This window comes from Pseudomonas sp. GL_091, assembly GCF_057837725.1.
This window is the reverse complement of record NZ_CM174451.1, coordinates 2,745,063-2,761,822: the sequence shown is the minus strand read 5'-3', so window position 1 is coordinate 2,761,822 and position 16,760 is coordinate 2,745,063. Positions and strand designations below refer to the sequence as shown.

Sequence of the window (16,760 nt, the reverse complement as noted above, 5' to 3'; positions counted from 1 at the left end):
ATTCTTTTGACGAAAGCGAACAACTAGGATGACAGACAACAAGAACAACAACGCGAGGTCAGGGATGCAGACTTCCCTGGATGAATACGATTACATCGTGGTCGGGGCCGGGCCGGCCGGGTGTCTGCTGGCCAATCGTTTGTCGGCCAATGCGCAACATCGCGTGCTGCTGCTCGAGGCCGGCGGCCGCGATAACTATGCGTGGATTCACATCCCCGTGGGTTACCTCTACTGCATCGGCAACCCGCGCACCGACTGGTGCTTCAAGACCGAAGCGCAACCCGGCCTGCAAGGCCGCGCCCTGAACTACCCCCGCGGCAAGGTGCTGGGCGGCTGTTCCTCGATCAACGGCATGATCTACATGCGCGGCCAGGCCGGCGACTACGACCGCTGGGCCGCCGACGGCAACCCTGGCTGGAGCTGGCAAGACGTGTTGCCGTTGTTCAAGCAGAGTGAAAACCATTTTGCTGGCGCCGCCGAATTTCACGGCGCCGCGGGCGAATGGCGAGTCGAGCGCCAGCGCCTGTCATGGCCAATTCTCGATGCCTTCCGCAGTGCCGCCGAACAAAGCGGCATCGCCAGCATCGATGACTTCAACCAGGGCGACAACGAAGGTTGCGGCTATTTCCAGGTCAATCAGAAGGCCGGCATCCGCTGGAACGCGTCCAAGGCCTTTCTCAAACCCATTCGCCAGCGTCCCAATCTCACCGTGCTGACCGGTGTCGAAGTCGACCGCGTGTTGCTGGACAATGGCCGTGCATCGGCGGTCAGCGCCCGCTGGCAAAGCCAGGCGAAAACCTTCAAGGCGCGCAAGGAGATCGTCCTGTGTGCCGGCTCCGTCGGTTCGCCCAGCATCCTGCAACGCTCCGGCATCGGCCCGCGTCCGCTGCTGGAACGGCTGGGCATTGGCGTCGTCCATGAGCTACCCGGCGTCGGTGGCAACCTGCAGGATCACCTGCAACTGCGGCTGATCTACAAGCTGGAAAATGCCCGCACCCTGAACCAGATTGCCGGCAGCCTGTGGGGCAAGATGGGCATGGGCCTGCGCTACCTGTATGACCGCAGCGGCCCGCTGTCCATGGCGCCGAGCCAGTTGGGCGCCTTTGCCCGCTCGGGGCCGGAGCAGACTTCCGCCAACCTCGAATACCACGTGCAACCGCTGTCGCTGGAGCGCTTTGGCGAACCACTGCATGCGTTCCCGGCGTTCACCGCATCGGTCTGCGATCTGCGTCCGCAAAGCCGTGGCCGGGTGGAAATCCGCTCCGCCGATCCGCAGGAAGCCCCGCTGATCCAACCCAATTACCTGAGCCATCCGGAGGACCTGCGGGTCGCCGCCGACGCCATTCGCCTGACCCGCCGCATCGTGGCCGCCCCGGCCCTGCACGCCTTCAATCCGGTGGAATACCTGCCCGGCGACAGCCTGCAAAGCGAAGAACAACTGCACGAAGCCGCCGCGCGGATCGGCACCACGATTTTCCATCCGGTGGGCACCTGCCGCATGGGCAATGACGCCGAGGCCGTGGTCGATGCGCAACTCAAGGTCCATGGCATCCCCGGCCTGCGCATTGCCGATGCCTCGATCATGCCGCGCATCACCTCGGGCAACACCTGCTCGCCGACGCTGATGATTGCCGAGAAGGCTGCGCAGATGATCCTCAACTCCGCTGCAAACACAATCCCTGTAGGAGCGAGCCTGCTCGCGAAAGCGGTGGATCATTCACATTGATGTTGAATGACACGACGCCTTCGTCGGAACGCCGCCCGGAGCAAGCTCGCTCCTACAGCATTACCCCTGAAATGGAACACGCAACACCAGTGGAACAACAAAAACAATCACTGTGAGGGATACCGGTATGTCAGAGAACGTTCAAACCCTGGAAGCCGTGCGCAGCGCGGGCACCAGCCAGGAAACCCAGAAAGTCATCTTCGCCTCGTCCCTCGGGACGGTCTTCGAGTGGTACGACTTTTTCCTCTATGGCGCCCTCGCGGCGGTGATCAGCAAGCAGTTCTTCGCCGGGGTCAACGACACCACGGCGTTTATCTTTGCGTTGATGGCCTTCGCCGCCGGCTTCATCGTCCGGCCGTTCGGCGCGCTGGTGTTCGGGCGGTTGGGGGACATGATCGGGCGCAAGTACACCTTCCTCGCCACCATCGTCCTCATGGGCCTGGCGACGTTCTGCGTCGGGTTGCTGCCGACCTACGCCAGCATCGGCATCGCCGCGCCGATCATCCTGGTGGTACTGCGCATGCTCCAGGGCCTGGCCCTGGGCGGTGAGTACGGCGGCGCCGCGACCTATGTCGCCGAGCACGCGCCCGTCGGCAAGCGGGGCTTCCACACCAGCTGGATTCAGTCCACCGCGACTCTGGGCCTGCTGCTGTCGCTGCTGGTGGTGTTGGGCTGCCGCTACTTCACCGGCGATCAGTTCGAAGTCTGGGGCTGGCGCATTCCGTTCCTGTTTTCCATCGTGCTGCTGGGCATCTCGACCTGGATTCGTATGAGCCTGCACGAGTCGCCAGCCTTCGTGAAAATGAAAGAAGAAGGCAAGCTGTGCAAACAGCCGATTCGCGACTCCTTCGGCAAATGGGAAAACCTCAAGGTGGTGTTGATCGCGCTGTTCAGCATCAATGCCGGGCAAGCGGTGACCTTCTACGCCGCGCAATTCTATGTGCTGTTCTTCCTCACCCAGTTCCTGAAAATGGACCCGGCAGTGGCCAACGGGTTGCTGATTGTCAGCGTGACCATTGGCGCCCCTTTCTTCATCTTCTTTGGCTGGCTGTCGGACAAGGTCGGGCGTAAGCCGGTGCTGATGATCGGCCTGCTGCTGGCCACCGCGCTGTACTTCCCGATCTTCAAGACCCTGGCCCACTACGCCAACCCGGCCATCGACCAGGCCAGTCGCCAGGCACCGATCACCGTAATGGCCGACCCGGCCACCTGCACCTTCCAGTTCGACCCGGTGGGCAAGGCGAAATTCGACAGCCCGTGCGACAAGGTCAAGACCTTCCTGGTCAAGCAGGGCCTGCCGTACCAGAGCGCAGCGGCCCCGGCCGGCAGCGGCGTGCAGGTGAGCGTCGGTGACGTGAAGATCGATGGTTTCGACGAAGCCGCCCTGCGCGGTGCCGTAACCCTCGCCGGCTACCCGCAACAGGCGGACATGCAGCAGATCAACAAACCGATGATCGTGGCGCTGATCGTCGCGCTGATCATCATCTCCGCGATGTGCTACGGCCCGCTGGCGGCGTTGATGGTCGAACTGTTCCCGACCCGCATCCGCTACACCTCGATGTCACTGCCCTACCACATCGGCAACGGCTGGTTCGGCGGTTTCCTGCCGACCGTGTCGTTCGCGTTGGTGGTGTACACCGGGGACATCTTCTACGGGCTGTGGTACCCGGTGGTGATCACCGGGGTGAGCCTGGTGGTGGGGATGATTTGCCTGCGTGAGACGCGCAACGTAGATCTCGACAAGAACTGAGGTCATTGCTCGCGACGAGGGAGCGGCTCCCTCGTCGCGACGATCAACCTCGATCAGACCTCGGCATCAAGCAACTCGAACTTCACTTGATCCGGATAGAACGCCAGATACCCGCGGATTTGCTCCACCGACACCTTGGGGTCTTCGTAACTCCACACCGCGTTTGCGCTTTCATGCCCCGGCACCTGCAGGCTGAAATAGCTGGCATCGCCCTTGTACGGGCAATAGCTGGTGTGGTCGGTGCGGGCGAAATACTTCTCGTCGATATCCTCTCGCGGCACGTAGTACACCGGCGGGTAGTTGGCCTCCAGCAACACCAGGGCTCGCGCCGAGGCCGCCACTTGAATGCCGTGAAATCTCACCAGCAGACAGCCAGGCTGCTCGGCGATGGTGATGACAGGACTAGGACCGGAGCTTTTCATGGAAAACGTTCCTCATGACGGTGATGGACCTGCAAATCGATTGTGGGAGCGTGGCTTGCCCGCGATGGGCTGCGCAGCAGCCCCAAAACCTGGACCACGATTTATCAGGTATAACCCAAGTTTTACCCTCGCGACGGCTTCGCAGCCGAACGGGAGCGACACACCAAGCTGTACATCCATACAGATAAAGATTGCTCCATCGTCCATCAAGCGCCATTCTGTGCACCCTTGGCACATTGATCGACGATGGTGGTTATGCGGCTGTACCTCTGTGAAAAACCTTCCCAGGCCAAAGACATTGCGGCAGTCCTCGGCGCCCGGCGCCGGGGCGATGGCTGCTGGCTGGGAACGGACGTCACGGTGACCTGGTGCATCGGCCACCTGCTGGAAACCGCACCGCCGGATGCCTACGACGCGCGCTACAAGCGCTGGGTGCTGGCCGACCTGCCGATCATTCCCGAAAAATGGAAAATGACCGTCAAGCCGCGCACCGCCAGCCAGTACAAGGCGGTCAAGCGCCTGCTCGGTGAAGCGTCCGAACTGATCATTGCCACGGACGCCGACCGCGAGGGCGAGATGATCGCCCGGGAACTGGTGGAGCATTGCCGCTATCGCGGGCCGATCCGCCGCCTCTGGTTGTCGGCACTGGACGATGCGTCCATCCGCAAGGCCCTCGCGGCGCTTAAACCGGGGAACGAGACCTTCAGCCTCTATCACTCGGCCCTGGGGCGTTCCCGGGCCGACTGGCTGATCGGCATGAACATGAGCCGGCTGTTCACCCTGCTGGGGCGCCAATCCGGCTATCAAGGCGTGTTGCCGGTCGGCCGGGTGCAAACACCGACCTTGCGCCTGGTGGTGGATCGCGATCGCAGCATCGCCGACTTTGTGCCCGTCCCCTATTGGGCCATCGACGTGCAACTGCTGCACAACGGCACCGCGTTCACTGCACAATGGCGCGCGCCATCGGAGCTTTGCGACGATCAGGACCGCTGCCTGAACCAGGCGCTGGCGCAACAGGCGGCGGCCGCCATGAGCGGCGCAGCCAGTGCGCGGGTGATCAAGCTGCGCACCGAGCGGATGCGCGAAGTGGCCCCGCTGCCGTTCGACCTGGGCACCCTGCAGGAGGTCTGCTCAAAGAAACTCGGCCTCGGCGCCCAGGAAACCCTCGACATCGCCCAGGCGCTGTACGAAACCCACAAGGTCATCACCTATCCGCGCAGTGATTGCGGCTACTTGCCTCTCAGTCAGCACAGCGAGGCACCGGCCATTCTGGCGGCGTTGCGCCAGGCCGATCCGGCGTTGAACGCCTTGCACGACCACCTCGATCCGCAACGGCGCTCACGGGCCTGGAACGATGCCAAGGTCAGCGCTCACCACGGCATCATCCCCACGGCTGCCGCGAAGAATCTCGACCGCCTGGCGGGCAAACAGCGTGCGGTCTACACCCTGATCCGCGCGCGATACCTGGCGCAGTTCCTGCCCAATCACGAATACGATCGCACCCAGGCCGACTTCGACTGCGCCGGTGAAGCCCTGCGCGCTGTCGGCAAGCAGATCATCGAGCCGGGCTGGAAACGCGCCCTGCCCGAAGCACTGGCTCCGGCCAAGGGGCGCGAAGCCCCGGTGCCGCAGACACTGCCCAACCTGGCCGAAGGCATCGATTGCGCGGTGGCCGGCGTGCAACTCAAGGACCTGTGGACGCAACCGCCAAAGCCGTTCACGGAAGGCGATCTGATCAAGGCCATGAAGAATGTCGCCAAACTGGTGCAAGACCCGTTGCTCAAGCAAAAGCTCAAGGACACTACCGGCATCGGCACCGAAGCGACCCGTGCGTCGATCATCCAGGGCCTGCTCGACCGTGGTTACCTGGTCAAGAACGGCAAGGCCCTGGCCGCCACGCCGGCCGCGTTCAGCCTGATCGACGCCGTACCACGGGCCATCGCCGATCCGGGCACCACGGCGATCTGGGAACAGGCCCTGGACATGGTGCAAAGCGGGGAAATGAGCCTGGAAGAGTTCGTCACCAAACAGGCGGCGTGGATGAGCAAACAGGTCAGTCGCTGTGCCGGGCTGAGCCTGACCATCAGCGGTCCACCGCCCGGCGGCTCCGCCGCAGCCCCCTGGAAGAAAAAACGTAAAGGCACCCCGCGCAAAGCTGCGAACGGCACCAAGCGCAGGGCAAAACCCGCAAGCAACACGTAAACCTGACACCGAACCCTGTGGCGAGGGAGCAAGCTCCCTCGCCACGGATCGTGCGACGCCGGCCATAATCAATGGTGTCCCTTGGCCGATCAGGAGCCACTTCGAATGTCTTCGATTGAACTGCACGCCGCCCAACGCGATGAACTGGAAACCATCGAGAACCTGATGCAGTTCTACACCTACGACTTCAGCGAATGGTTGCCGCTGAAACTGGGCGAATACGGTTTGTTCAACATCCTGCCCATGCCCGATTACTGGCGAAACCCGGCCACCCGGCCATTCCTGATCAAGGTCGACGGTGAACTGGCCGGCTTCGTGACCGTGGATAACCAGGTCCATCTACCCGGTGCCGACTACAACATCGGCTATCTGTTTGTCAGCCGACGCTTCCGTGGCCGGGGTGTCGCGCGATTTGTCGTTTCCACCCTCTTGAGTCAATTCCCCGGTCAATGGCAGATTTTCCACATCGAGGCGAATCAGCCGGCACGCCTGTTCTGGGCCGCCGTAATGCCGGGGCTCAACGTTGGCGGGTTCACCTTGCATCAGCAGCTGGTAGACGGTCATCCCTGCACTTTTTACCGCTTTGAGTGTCCGCCTTTGTCGTCCTAAACGACACGACCTCGCCCCCCGCACTAATTCCCAACAGCTTTGTCCGACAATATGTAGTGACTGAAAATATTCACTACAAAACCGTTGACGCCTCCGATTTGCCCTTGCATGATGCAGACGTCTCCCCGATCGGGAGTACAGGCAACACGTTTGAGCAAGCTCGTCTGACCGCCGAGCTGTTTTTCCCGGATACACGCTGCCCACAAGGCAGATTGAAGAAGCTGACCTGGCCTGAACGTCCAGTACAAGGGCGAGAAGACTTGGCGAGCAATCCTCATGAAGCTTGTGGCCGACCCTGAAAACGTCGGCAGTGGCCTTAAGGTTTTCGCCGCTTCTCTTCGTTGTGACGCTATTGCGTAGCAGTTATTCAACACGACTACATGCAACAGACGCAGGACCCCGCCCGATAAGGCGGTCGAACGCTGACGTCCTGGTTTCGGTGCCAGGGATCAACTAACCGATGGGCTACCTGTATTAGCGAACCAACTTTGAAAGATCACCAATTGGTCAAGGGGCTTTATGATGAATCTGAACAATCAACCAACTATCGATGAACTGGCTCGTATTTTCGCTGCAAAGAAAGACAGCCACGACAACCATATTCTCTGGATCAGCAAGTGTGGCCAGGTTCATATCGACTGCCTGTCGCCGCACGCCCATGAAGCAGAGTTCGACCAGAACAACCAGAACCTGCTGGCCCGACTGAAGATGTACCGTCGCGGCCAGGGCTATGTCGGCAAGAAAGCCGCAGCCGACAAGGACTTCATCGGTAATGTTCTGCAAACCCTGAAGCAGGCCTGGGCCTCGATGCAGAATCAGAACGAAGTTCGGGTGATTGACCGGTTCTACTAATTGAATGAGTCATTACTGACTTATTGATAAACAAGGCCTGCTCCCGATAAGGAGCAGGCTTTTTTTATGCTGGAACGAAAACCAAATGTGGGAGCGGGCTTGCTCCCACAGGGTTCAGCGTTTGACGCCCAGATCGACTTGGGTCATGCGGCTGCGAATGGTGAACACACCATCACCGGAGAGAATCGCACTGCGAGCAAACAGGCGACCGCTCTCCCAGTTCGAAAGTCCCAGTTCCGGCTTGTTCAACGCGTACTGGCCGTCGACCCAACGGGTGATGCCATTGCCGACAAAAGGTGCGTTGACCGCGTTGTAGAAACGCTCCTGGGCCTCGGCATTTTCACTGATCAATGACACGGTGAATTGCGGGCTGTAGCGATTGAACAAGGCAATGGCATCGTCCAGGTCGTCGACGATTTTCAGGCTGACTTCCGGGGTTTCTTCCCACTCCCATTCACGGCCCAATTGATCTTCGGGCAACGGCTCGGCCTGCGCCTCGGTCTGATAGCCTTCGGCGCGGTACACCTCGACCGTTGCCGTCAGCCAATCTTGTGGCAGATGCGACTCGCTGCCTTCGACGATGTGCAGCTTGCAACCCTGGCCCCGTGCGGTGCCGGCCTGCTTGAGTGCGTCGAGGAACAGCGGCACCAGTTCAGCGGCGCGGTCGTGGTGAATCAGGCAGACGTTCAGGGTGTTGCAGACCTTGCGGTCCAGGGAGTTGCGCACCACGGCGGCAAAACGCTTGGCGTCGGCATCGGCATTGGCGATCAGCCACGCACCACCGGTGCCGTGCAGGCTGACCGCCGTGCCGGCCTGCTGCGCAATGCTGCCCAACTGGCTGACGGCGCGACCCGAACCACGGGCCACCGCCAATGACAGGCGCCGGTCGGCGAACATCGCCCAACCGGCGGCGTGGTTGACACTTTCCACCAGCGACACGGCACCGGCCGGTAAGCCGGCGTCGCTCAGCGCAGGGTTCAGTGCATGGGTGACGATCGCCTGGGCCGTGCCCAACGCATCACTGCCGATGCGCAGCACGGCGGTGTTGCCGGTGCGCAACACACCGGCTGCGTCGGCAAACACATTCGGCCGGCCTTCGAAGACGAACGCGACGATGCCCAGCGGCGAGACCACTTGCTCGACTTTCCAGCCATCGTGCTCGACGCAACTGATCACCTTGCCACGACTGGCCGAGGCATCACGCCAGGCGCGCAGGCCGGCAATCATGTCGCGACGCATGCGTTCATCGGCCAGCAACCGGGTGGTCGAGCGACCGCGCGCCTTGGCCCGTTCGATGTCGGCCAGGTTGGCGGCTTCGATCAAGGTCCAGCATTCCGGGGTTTCCAGGCGTTGGGCGAACAGGTCGAAGAAGGCGCTGATGGCTTGATCAGACACCGCCGACAGCGCGGTAAATGCCGCCTGGGCACGCTCGATCGCGACGTTGGCCGCTTGCTGGTCCGCCACGGGGATCAGCAGCAACTCACCACTGACCTGCTCCACCAGCAGGTGGTCACCGGGCTGGAAGCGTTGCGCCAGTTCGGGGCTGACGACAGTGACACGATTACCGGCGAAAGGGATTGGCGTGCCAGCGACTAGACGTTCGAGCGCGAGAGACATGAAGCGGTTTCACCATGCAGGGGGCGGCCGGAAAATGTATAGCAATTTCCCTGTGGGAGCGAGCCTGCTCGCGAAGAGGCCATTCCATCCAACATCAATAGCGCCTGACACTCCGCCATCGTCGGATCGCCGCCCGGAGCAGGCTCGCTCCCACAGGGGTGCCAGGTTACGTATCTCAATGTATACAGCCCCGCCCCAGACACACCCCGCACGCAAAACCCCGCCGCAACGACACACCGCAGATACACCCCATTGATGAAATGCGCCTGTCGATTGGCCACGCCGATCAAAGCGCTCAACTCACGGGGCATGCCGTTGCCCCGCCGCCCTGACCTGAAAGAGAGCAACGTCCATGAGCACCTCCATTTCTTCGGCCGTCAAAGGCCTGCACCTGAACCTCGACCGTGCCAGCGACTGGGTTGCCCCCCTGGCGCTGCGAGTGTTCCTCGCCTGGGAATTCCTCGAGTCCGGCCTGGAAAAATTCAACGGCCAGAACTGGTTCGCCGATATCCAGGCGCGCTTCCCGTTTCCGTTCGACCATATTCCAGCGACACTGAACTGGGAACTGTCGATGTGGGCCGAACTGATCTTTTCCATGACCTTGCTGCTGGGCCTGGGCACGCGTTTTTCGGCATTGAGTCTGATGGTGGTTACCCTCGTCGCAACCGCCGCCATCCATTGGCCTGCCGACTGGCACACCCTGAGTGAACTTGCCCAGGGTTATGCCATCAGCAACAAGGGTTACGGCAACTTCAAGCTGCCTTTGATCTACCTTGTGGCCTTTACACCGCTGTTGCTGTCAGGTGGCGGCAAGCTCAGCATCGATGCGCTGCTGGCTCGTTTGTTCTGGCGTCGCTGAAACGCAATCTGCAACGCGGACAAACAAAAGGGGACTTCCATGAAGTCCCCTGTTTTTTTGCCCGGAACTAACCCATCACTTCTTCCAGACCGGACTGCTCGGCCAGTTTCGGATGCGCACTGCGCTCATGCACATGGGATTGCGGGGTGCGGTCGATCAGCAGGCTCAGCAGTTCCGGGCGGCTGTAGTGGCCGCGGGAATCCATCATGCGTTTGCGCTTGTCGATCTGGCTCATGTCGAGATCAACAATCACCTCGCCCTCACCTTCCTGCAACGAACCCAGCACCACACCGTCCGGGCCGACGATCGCCGTGTAACAGCCACCCGAGATCGGGCCGATAGCACAACCGGTGTCGGCCATGATCTGCGCTTGTTGTTCGGGGTACAGCCACGCCGTGGAGTTGACCACAAAGCACGCGGCCTCCAGGGCATGCTGGCGAATGCTGACTTCCATTTGCGAGGCGAACAACGGACCTGCAAACGACCCCGGGTACATCGCCGCATGGATCTGTTCGCCATCGGCCATCAAGGCATAACGGGCCAGCGGGTTGAAATGCTCCCAGCAGGCCAGTTGCCCGATGCGCCCGACCGCGCTGTCGACGGCCCGCAGGCCGGAGCCGTCGCCCATACCCCAGATCATGCGCTCGTGGTAGGTCGGGGAAATCTTGCGGCGACGCTGGATCAGCGAGCTGTCGGCATCGAACAGCAACTGCGTGTTGTACAGCGTGCCGCCATCGCGCTCGTTGACGCCGATGGACACGACCATGCCCGCTTGCCTGGCCGCAGCGCCGATGGCATCGGTGGCGTCAGAAGGCACGGTGACCGCCTGGTCCAGCAGCTTGAGGTGTTCGGCGGCCATTTCGAACGGCGACTGCACGTAGGAAAAGTACGGGTAGTACGGCACGACGGTTTCCGGGAACACGGCGAATTGCACACCCTGTTCGCCGAGTTCGAGAATCTTCTGCACCACTTTATCGACGGTGCCTTCACGGCTGTAAAGAACAGGGCTGATTTGTACGGCGGCGGCTTTGACGAGGGTCATGGCGGTGATCTCATTGAGGGAAAAGTTTCAACGAGACAAAGATTACACCTATAATATAAAGACCTGAATGTCGTATACACCACCTTTCAGGACATCATGATTCAGCCCCGACTGGCACGCTGGATCACCTGCGGCGGCTGCCCGAAAGCCCGAATAAATGCGCGGCGCATACGCTCCCGATCCCCAAAACCAGTGTCCGTCGCCACCACATCGATGGAGTGCCGTCCGGTTTCCATCATCAGCCGGGCCGACTCGACCCGCAGGTTTTCGATGGCCTTGGCCGGAGACTGGCCGGTTTCGGCATGAAACACCCGGCTGAATTGCCGAGGGCTGAGATTGGCCGCGCTGGCCAGTTCCTCGACCGACAGCGCGGACTTGAGATTCTGCTTGGCGTAGTTCAGCGCGGCCTGTATGCGATCGGTCTTGGGGGCCAGTTCCAACATCACCGAAAACTGCGACTGTCCGCCGGAACGCCGGTGGTACACCACCAATTGCCGCGCTACCTTGCGCGCAACGTCGACGCCCAGATCGTTCTCCACCAGCGCCAAAGCCAGGTCCACACACGCGCTCATGCCGGCAGCCGTCCACAGGTGGCCGTCGTTGATGAAGATCCGGTCTTCCTCGACCTTCACCTTCGGGTACGCCTTGCGAAAGGCCGGCACATGCGCCCAGTGGGTGGTCGCCCGCCGCCCATCGAGCAAACCGGCCTCCGCCAAGGCAATCGCCCCCGTGCAAATCGAGCCCAGACGCCGGGTGCCCTGACTGGCGCGACGCAAAAACGCCAGCATGCCCGGCGTGGTCGGGCGGATCAGGTTGTCGCCCAGGACCAGCAGCGTATCGAACCCACGCTGGTCGAATGCTTCGGTCTGCACAGCAAAACCGGCGGACGTTTGCACCAGACCACCCGGCTCGGACAGCAAGGCAATGCGGTACAACGGCTCGTCACCGGCGCTGTTGGCCAACTCGAAGGCGGCACACATGGCCAGGCCCAGAACCTGGAAACCGGGGTAAACAATGAGTCCGATCTGGTGCATGGCGATATGACCCTAAACGTGGCATGCCTGAAGTTCAGGCCAGAAGACCTGTACTCTAACCCGAACAGCAGGCGCCGGACATCAGGCTGGAGCGCCTCGCGTATTGGCGGATGGCGACGGATAATCAAGCGGTTTCCATCTCACCGAGGAATTGAAGGATGTCACTGACTCTTTATTTCCATCCACTCTCGTCGTTCTGCCACAAAGCGCTGATCGCTCTCTATGAACTGGAAATCGAGTTTGAAAAAAGGATCATTGATCTGAGCAGCGAGGCTGAACGGGCTGAGCTTCAAGCGCTGTGGCCGATCGGCAAGTTTCCGGTGCTGCGCGATCACGCCCGGCAAAAGGATGTGCCGGAGTCGAGTGTGATCATTGAGTACCTGGACCGGCTCCATCCCCGCCAGGCACGCCTGATTCCGGACGATTGGCAAGCCGCGCTGGAAGTCCGCCTGTGGGACCGTTTTTTCGACCTGCATGTCCAGGTGCCCATGCAGAAGATCGTCGCTGACCGAATCAATGCCGCCAACAGCGACCTGACCCGCGAACGCGCCGCGTTGATGACGGCGTACGGCATGCTTGAACGTCAGCTGACGGCAAGAACCTGGGCAGCCAGCCCCGCATTCAGCATGGCCGATTGCGCCGCCGCTCCGGCGCTGTTCTACGCCAGCACCCTCGTAGCCTTTCCCGACGATCATCGCCACTTGAGTGCTTATTTCGACAGGTTGACCCAAAGGCCCTCGGTCAAGCGGGTGATCGACGAGGCAAGGCCGTATTTTTCCTGGTATCCGTTTGCCGAGGCCATCCCGGAGCGCTTTCGGTAATGATGATCGAAAGGCCAAAACGAAAAATCCCCGTGAACCATCAGGACATGGATCACGGGGATCAATAAAGAATGCTTGCGTCTGATCAGGCCGGAACGCCCAGGATGATATGGGAAGCCTTGATCACTGCGGTGGCGCTGACGCCGGTTGCCAGCCCCAGCTCTGCCACGGCATCGCGGGTCACGATCGAATAGACCTTCGAACCGCCTGCCAGCTCGATGACCACTTCTGCGTTGACTGCGCCATCGATAACGCTCAGTACCTTGCCCTCAAGGCAGTTACGCGCCGACAGGCGAATGTCGCTCGATTCGGTCATCAACATCACCCAAGGCGCCTTGATCAGCGCGACGGCTTCTTTGCCGACGGCAATGCCCAGGTTCTTGATGCTTTCCATGGTGACGACGGCAACCAGTTGTTCGCCGCCCGTCAGGGTCAGAACCACTTCAGCGTTGACCGCACCGGCCTGGACCTGGCTGACTTTGCCTTTGAATACGTTACGTGCACTGACTTTCATGTGAGGCGTCCTTTTCTTGACTTTAAAGTTAGGAAACGGCGGGCATCATCAGTGTAAGCGCTATGTAGAAACAACTACAGCGCTGCTCTGGATCAGTGACGGACGGCCAGATCAACTCAGAAAATCTTTATCAAGCGCGCCAAAAAACGCCCGCGAGCCTTGGCTGGAGTCTGGTTGGCAAGGGAACATCCGGGATAGGGATAACGAACGAAAAACATCAACGAATCGACGAATAATAACCGCAGGTCGAGTGTTATCTGATTACGCAGGAATAAAAAAATGGCAGGGGCGGCTGGATTCGAACCAACGCATGGCAGGATCAAAACCTGCTGCCTTACCGCTTGGCGACGCCCCTGTATCTGTTGCGATGAGTGCCTGGCACTCGCTTTCTTGAGTGGCAACAGGACCTGTTGCCTGCTCTCGCGACTGGTTCCCTGAGGGCCGGTGCAAGAGTGGGCGCAAATTTACCAACCTTTTCCTCATATGGGAAGCCCAAACAAAAAAAATTGTTCATTAAAACAGGCGCTTAGTGTCGAGCCGAATCTCGGGTGAGTGTCGGCACACATTCACCCCGAACAGCTCTGCTACGCTTTTCCTAACTCGAATTGAATCGGGAATCGTTTGCGCAACACCCTTCCCTTGCCATTTGAGGGCGCCAAAAATGAAAGCCAAATTAACGGGGGCCGCTGCAACCCTTCTGGTACTCGGGACCGCGATTTATGGGTTGAACACCTGGGAACACATCCAGGACCAGCGACAGGAAGCGGTCTGCAAGGCCGCCCGGGAGCATCTCAATGGCCTGGAAACCCAGGCGCGAGCCTTGGCCTCCGGGTTGACGGTCGAAGCCTATGCCGAAGCCGAAAAAGCCGAGGCCGGCCAGTTGGTTTTAGCGCTCGATACGGCCAAAAATGAAGCCGAGGTCGATGCCGTCATCGACAAGCACGCTGCTGCCATCGAGGCGCAGATAACGGCCGAGAACGCTGAGGTCCAGTCCCGAGGCGAACAACCCTTCCTCGGTCAGGAACTGAAAAAGCAACGCATCCCCACCGACGTCAAACAGGAATTCAAACGCGCTGAAAAGGCCGTTGCCGACACCTGTGGATAGTGTCGACCGCCAGCTCCAGGTTTGTCGCCAGCGTCCAGACTTCAGCAAAAGCAGGTTTCAAGCCGGAACAGGTGAGCGCGCCGTTGCGACGCACTCACCGGTTACTCAGTGCGGCGCGCGCGGGATGGTCTTGAGCAGGTCTTCGGGGCTGATGTGACCGACCACGCTGCCCGGTTGCGGCAGGTTGAGGATGTGGCCTTTCATCTTGCCGATGATGTGCATTTCACAAGGCTTGCAATCGAACTTCAACGTCAGCACTTCATCGCCGTGGATCAGCTGCATCGGCGCGACCTTGGTGCGCACGCCAGTCACGCCCTTGGCCTGTTTCGGGCACAGGTTGAAGGAGAAACGCAGGCAGTGCTTGGTGATCATCACCGGTACTTCACCCGTTTCCTCGTGGGCCTCGTAGGCCGCATCGATCAGCTTGACGCCATGGCGGTGATAGAAGTCCCGGGCCTTCTGGTTGTAAACGTTGGCCAGGAACGACAGGTGCGAATCCGGGTACACCGGCGGCGGCGTGGTTTCGGCCTTGCGGCTGCCACGCGGGTGGGCGGCGATCCGCGCTTCGGTCAAGGCTTCAATCACTTCACGGCGCAAGGCCTTGAGCTGCGAGTTAGGGATGAAGTACGCCTGTGGCGCGTCCAGCTTGATGTCGATAGCGTGGTACTGCGTTGTACCCAGTTGACCGAGCAGATCCTGCAATTGCTCCAGCGCCTGTTCCGGCTTGTTGGCGGCACCGAACGGGCCAGCCAGGGTGACGCTGGCGCTGATGCCCTCTTCGCTGGTAGCGGTCAGTTCCAGCTGCTCTTCACGCAGGCGAGCGACCCAGTTCAGGGCGATGCGACGCTCGGCAGAGGTCTTTTGCAGCGCCTGTTGCCAGTTGTGATCGAGATTGCGATTCAGCGGGTGGTTGGGGCGCAGCTTGTACATCCCCTCCGGCATCTCGTTGGGCTCGACGCGATAGCGATAACGCTTCTCGCCGTCCTCCTCGAACTCGCCTTTGGGTTCGGCGATGTTGGCGCGGAAACCCACCACTTCACGCTTGACCAGCACGTTGAGGCCGTCGCCGTTGGACAGCGGCTCGTGCGTCACGACCTGCATGTCACGCTTGGCGACTTTCTCGACCACACCCACCGGCAGACCGGTGAAGGTCGGCGAGTCAAAGGCGCCGATATCGATCTTGCGGTCAGTGACGAAGTAATCGGTGCTGCCACGGTGGAAGGTTTTTTCCGGGTCGGGCAGGAAGAAGTGCGCGGTGCGGCCGCTGGAGGCACGGGCCAGGTCCGGGCGGTCTTCGAGCACGGCGTCGAGGCGCTGACGGTAGTAGGCGGTGATGTTTTTCACATAGCCCATGTCCTTGTAGCGGCCCTCGATCTTGAACGAACGCACGCCGGCCTCGACCAGGGCGCGGATGTTGGCGCTCTGGTTGTTGTCCTTCATCGACAGCAGGTGCTTTTCGTAAGCGATCACCCCACCCTTCTCGTCCTTGAGGGTGTACGGCAGACGGCAGGCCTGGGAGCAGTCGCCACGGTTGGCGCTGCGCCCGGTTTGCGCGTGGGAAATGTTGCACTGACCGGAAAACGCCACGCACAACGCACCATGGATAAAGAACTCGATGGCCGCGTCGGTTTCGTCGGCGATGGCGCGGATCTCCTGGAGATTCAGCTCGCGGGCCAGCACCAGTTGTGAGAAACCGGCCTGATCGAGGAACTTCGCCCGCTCCAGGGTGCGGATGTCAGTCTGGGTACTGGCGTGCAGTTCAATCGGCGGAATGTCCAGTTCCATCACCCCCAGGTCCTGGACGATCAGCGCATCGACGCCGGCGTCGTACAACTGGTGGATCAGCTTGCGCGCCGGCTCCAGTTCGTTGTCGTGCAGGATGGTATTGATGGTGGTGAACACCCGGGCGTGGTAGCGACGGGCGAATTCCACCAATTGGGCGATATCGCTCACTTCGTTGCAGGCATTGTGGCGGGCGCCGAAGCTCGGGCCACCGATGTAGATAGCATCGGCGCCATGCAGGATGGCCTCGCGGGCGATGGCGACATCGCGGGCAGGGCTGAGCAATTCCAGGTGATGTTTGGGCAAAGACATAATTTTTTTAGTCAGGCTTGTCACGGTCGAGGCGTGCATTGTAGCGGCGAAACGCCTGACCGGCACCCGTATGCTGTCGGGTGGTGGCCTTGGGCAGATCTGCCCTGCCTGGA

At 60.8% G+C, this 16,760-nt stretch carries 14 protein-coding genes and 1 tRNA gene; 8 read left to right on the top strand and 7 right to left on the bottom strand.

Annotation, left to right across the window (positions count from 1 at the left end):
• Positions 1-64 precede the first annotated feature (64 nt).
• Both AC3ITY_RS12655 and AC3ITY_RS12650 read left to right on the top strand, forming a co-directional pair.
• Positions 65-1,726 carry a GMC family oxidoreductase gene (locus AC3ITY_RS12655; RefSeq protein WP_489309537.1) on the top strand — a complete coding sequence of 554 codons (1,662 nt, stop codon included), beginning with the start codon at positions 65-67 and terminating at the stop codon, positions 1,724-1,726.
• A gap of 127 nt (positions 1,727-1,853) precedes the next feature.
• Positions 1,854-3,476 carry an MFS transporter gene (locus AC3ITY_RS12650; RefSeq protein ID WP_489309535.1) on the top strand — a complete coding sequence of 541 codons (1,623 nt, stop codon included), beginning with the start codon at positions 1,854-1,856 and terminating at the stop codon, positions 3,474-3,476.
• 53 nt (positions 3,477-3,529) lie between these two features.
• Here AC3ITY_RS12650 and AC3ITY_RS12645 read toward each other — a convergent pair whose 3' ends face one another.
• Entirely contained in the window at positions 3,530-3,898 is a 369-nt protein-coding gene (locus AC3ITY_RS12645; RefSeq protein WP_008046975.1) for a DUF427 domain-containing protein, read from the bottom strand.
• 255 nt (positions 3,899-4,153) lie between these two features.
• Here AC3ITY_RS12645 and AC3ITY_RS12640 point away from each other — a divergent pair, with 255 nt between their 5' ends.
• The 3 genes from AC3ITY_RS12640 to AC3ITY_RS12630 all read left to right on the top strand — a co-directional run bounded on the left by AC3ITY_RS12640 (position 4,154) and on the right by AC3ITY_RS12630 (position 7,561).
• Positions 4,154-6,100 (top strand): DNA topoisomerase III, encoded by a 1,947-nt coding sequence (locus tag AC3ITY_RS12640; RefSeq protein ID WP_489309533.1) that lies wholly within the window; start codon positions 4,154-4,156, stop codon positions 6,098-6,100.
• A gap of 105 nt (positions 6,101-6,205) precedes the next feature.
• Positions 6,206-6,709: a GNAT family N-acetyltransferase gene (locus tag AC3ITY_RS12635; protein ID WP_489309531.1), complete on the top strand. Its 504-nt coding sequence runs from the start codon at positions 6,206-6,208 to the stop codon at positions 6,707-6,709.
• A 522-nt stretch (positions 6,710-7,231) separates the two neighbouring features.
• The gene (locus tag AC3ITY_RS12630) at positions 7,232-7,561 is read left to right on the top strand and encodes a hypothetical protein (protein WP_032829393.1); all 330 of its coding nucleotides are present in this window, start codon (positions 7,232-7,234) and stop codon (positions 7,559-7,561) included.
• 114 nt (positions 7,562-7,675) lie between these two features.
• On the opposite strand, the gene AC3ITY_RS12625 is transcribed toward AC3ITY_RS12630, so the two are convergent.
• Positions 7,676-9,178, bottom strand: a complete 1,503-nt coding sequence (locus AC3ITY_RS12625) for an aldehyde dehydrogenase family protein (protein WP_489309529.1) — start codon at positions 9,176-9,178, stop codon at positions 7,676-7,678.
• A 352-nt stretch (positions 9,179-9,530) separates the two neighbouring features.
• Between AC3ITY_RS12625 and AC3ITY_RS12620 the strand changes: the two genes are divergently transcribed.
• Entirely contained in the window at positions 9,531-10,037 is a 507-nt protein-coding gene (locus AC3ITY_RS12620; protein ID WP_489309527.1) for an HvfX family Cu-binding RiPP maturation protein, read from the top strand.
• A 67-nt stretch (positions 10,038-10,104) separates the two neighbouring features.
• Here the strand turns inward: AC3ITY_RS12620 and AC3ITY_RS12615 are convergent, their stop codons facing one another.
• A complete protein-coding gene (locus AC3ITY_RS12615) occupies positions 10,105-11,079 on the bottom strand; it encodes a nitrilase-related carbon-nitrogen hydrolase (RefSeq protein WP_489309525.1) in 975 nt (324 codons plus the stop codon).
• Positions 11,080-11,180: 101 nt separating this feature from the next.
• Positions 11,181-12,113 (bottom strand): GlxA family transcriptional regulator, encoded by a 933-nt coding sequence (locus tag AC3ITY_RS12610; RefSeq protein WP_489309523.1) that lies wholly within the window; start codon positions 12,111-12,113, stop codon positions 11,181-11,183.
• Between the two features lie 158 nt (positions 12,114-12,271).
• Between AC3ITY_RS12610 and AC3ITY_RS12605 the strand changes: the two genes are divergently transcribed.
• Entirely contained in the window at positions 12,272-12,934 is a 663-nt protein-coding gene (locus AC3ITY_RS12605) for a glutathione S-transferase family protein (RefSeq protein ID WP_489309521.1), read from the top strand.
• Between the two features lie 85 nt (positions 12,935-13,019).
• On the opposite strand, the gene AC3ITY_RS12600 is transcribed toward AC3ITY_RS12605, so the two are convergent.
• Together AC3ITY_RS12600 and AC3ITY_RS12595 are read right to left on the bottom strand one after the other, a co-directional pair.
• Positions 13,020-13,448, bottom strand: a complete 429-nt coding sequence (locus tag AC3ITY_RS12600) for a TOBE domain-containing protein (RefSeq protein WP_489309519.1) — start codon at positions 13,446-13,448, stop codon at positions 13,020-13,022.
• 280 nt (positions 13,449-13,728) lie between these two features.
• A tRNA-Gln gene (locus AC3ITY_RS12595) sits at positions 13,729-13,803 on the bottom strand.
• Between the two features lie 306 nt (positions 13,804-14,109).
• Between AC3ITY_RS12595 and AC3ITY_RS12590 the strand changes: the two genes are divergently transcribed.
• Positions 14,110-14,553, top strand: a complete 444-nt coding sequence (locus AC3ITY_RS12590; protein ID WP_489309517.1) for a hypothetical protein — start codon at positions 14,110-14,112, stop codon at positions 14,551-14,553.
• 105 nt (positions 14,554-14,658) lie between these two features.
• On the opposite strand, the gene AC3ITY_RS12585 is transcribed toward AC3ITY_RS12590, so the two are convergent.
• Positions 14,659-16,647, bottom strand: a complete 1,989-nt coding sequence (locus AC3ITY_RS12585) for a peptidase U32 family protein (protein WP_489309515.1) — start codon at positions 16,645-16,647, stop codon at positions 14,659-14,661.
• Positions 16,648-16,760 lie beyond the last annotated feature (113 nt).

Bases quoted from the DNA above. Each gene is read 5' to 3' on its own strand.
- AC3ITY_RS12655 (WP_489309537.1), top strand. From the start codon at position 65: ATGCAGACTTCCCTGGATGAATACGATTACATCGTGGTCGGGGCCGGG.
- AC3ITY_RS12650 (WP_489309535.1), top strand. From the start codon at position 1,854: ATGTCAGAGAACGTTCAAACCCTGGAAGCCGTGCGCAGCGCGGGCACC.
- AC3ITY_RS12645 (WP_008046975.1), bottom strand. From the start codon at position 3,898: ATGAAAAGCTCCGGTCCTAGTCCTGTCATCACCATCGCCGAGCAGCCT.
- AC3ITY_RS12640 (WP_489309533.1), top strand. From the start codon at position 4,154: ATGCGGCTGTACCTCTGTGAAAAACCTTCCCAGGCCAAAGACATTGCG.
- AC3ITY_RS12635 (WP_489309531.1), top strand. From the start codon at position 6,206: ATGTCTTCGATTGAACTGCACGCCGCCCAACGCGATGAACTGGAAACC.
- AC3ITY_RS12630 (WP_032829393.1), top strand. From the start codon at position 7,232: ATGAATCTGAACAATCAACCAACTATCGATGAACTGGCTCGTATTTTC.
- AC3ITY_RS12625 (WP_489309529.1), bottom strand. From the start codon at position 9,178: ATGTCTCTCGCGCTCGAACGTCTAGTCGCTGGCACGCCAATCCCTTTC.
- AC3ITY_RS12620 (WP_489309527.1), top strand. From the start codon at position 9,531: ATGAGCACCTCCATTTCTTCGGCCGTCAAAGGCCTGCACCTGAACCTC.
- AC3ITY_RS12615 (WP_489309525.1), bottom strand. From the start codon at position 11,079: ATGACCCTCGTCAAAGCCGCCGCCGTACAAATCAGCCCTGTTCTTTAC.
- AC3ITY_RS12610 (WP_489309523.1), bottom strand. From the start codon at position 12,113: ATGCACCAGATCGGACTCATTGTTTACCCCGGTTTCCAGGTTCTGGGC.
- AC3ITY_RS12605 (WP_489309521.1), top strand. From the start codon at position 12,272: ATGTCACTGACTCTTTATTTCCATCCACTCTCGTCGTTCTGCCACAAA.
- AC3ITY_RS12600 (WP_489309519.1), bottom strand. From the start codon at position 13,448: ATGAAAGTCAGTGCACGTAACGTATTCAAAGGCAAAGTCAGCCAGGTC.
- AC3ITY_RS12590 (WP_489309517.1), top strand. From the start codon at position 14,110: ATGAAAGCCAAATTAACGGGGGCCGCTGCAACCCTTCTGGTACTCGGG.
- AC3ITY_RS12585 (WP_489309515.1), bottom strand. From the start codon at position 16,647: ATGTCTTTGCCCAAACATCACCTGGAATTGCTCAGCCCTGCCCGCGAT.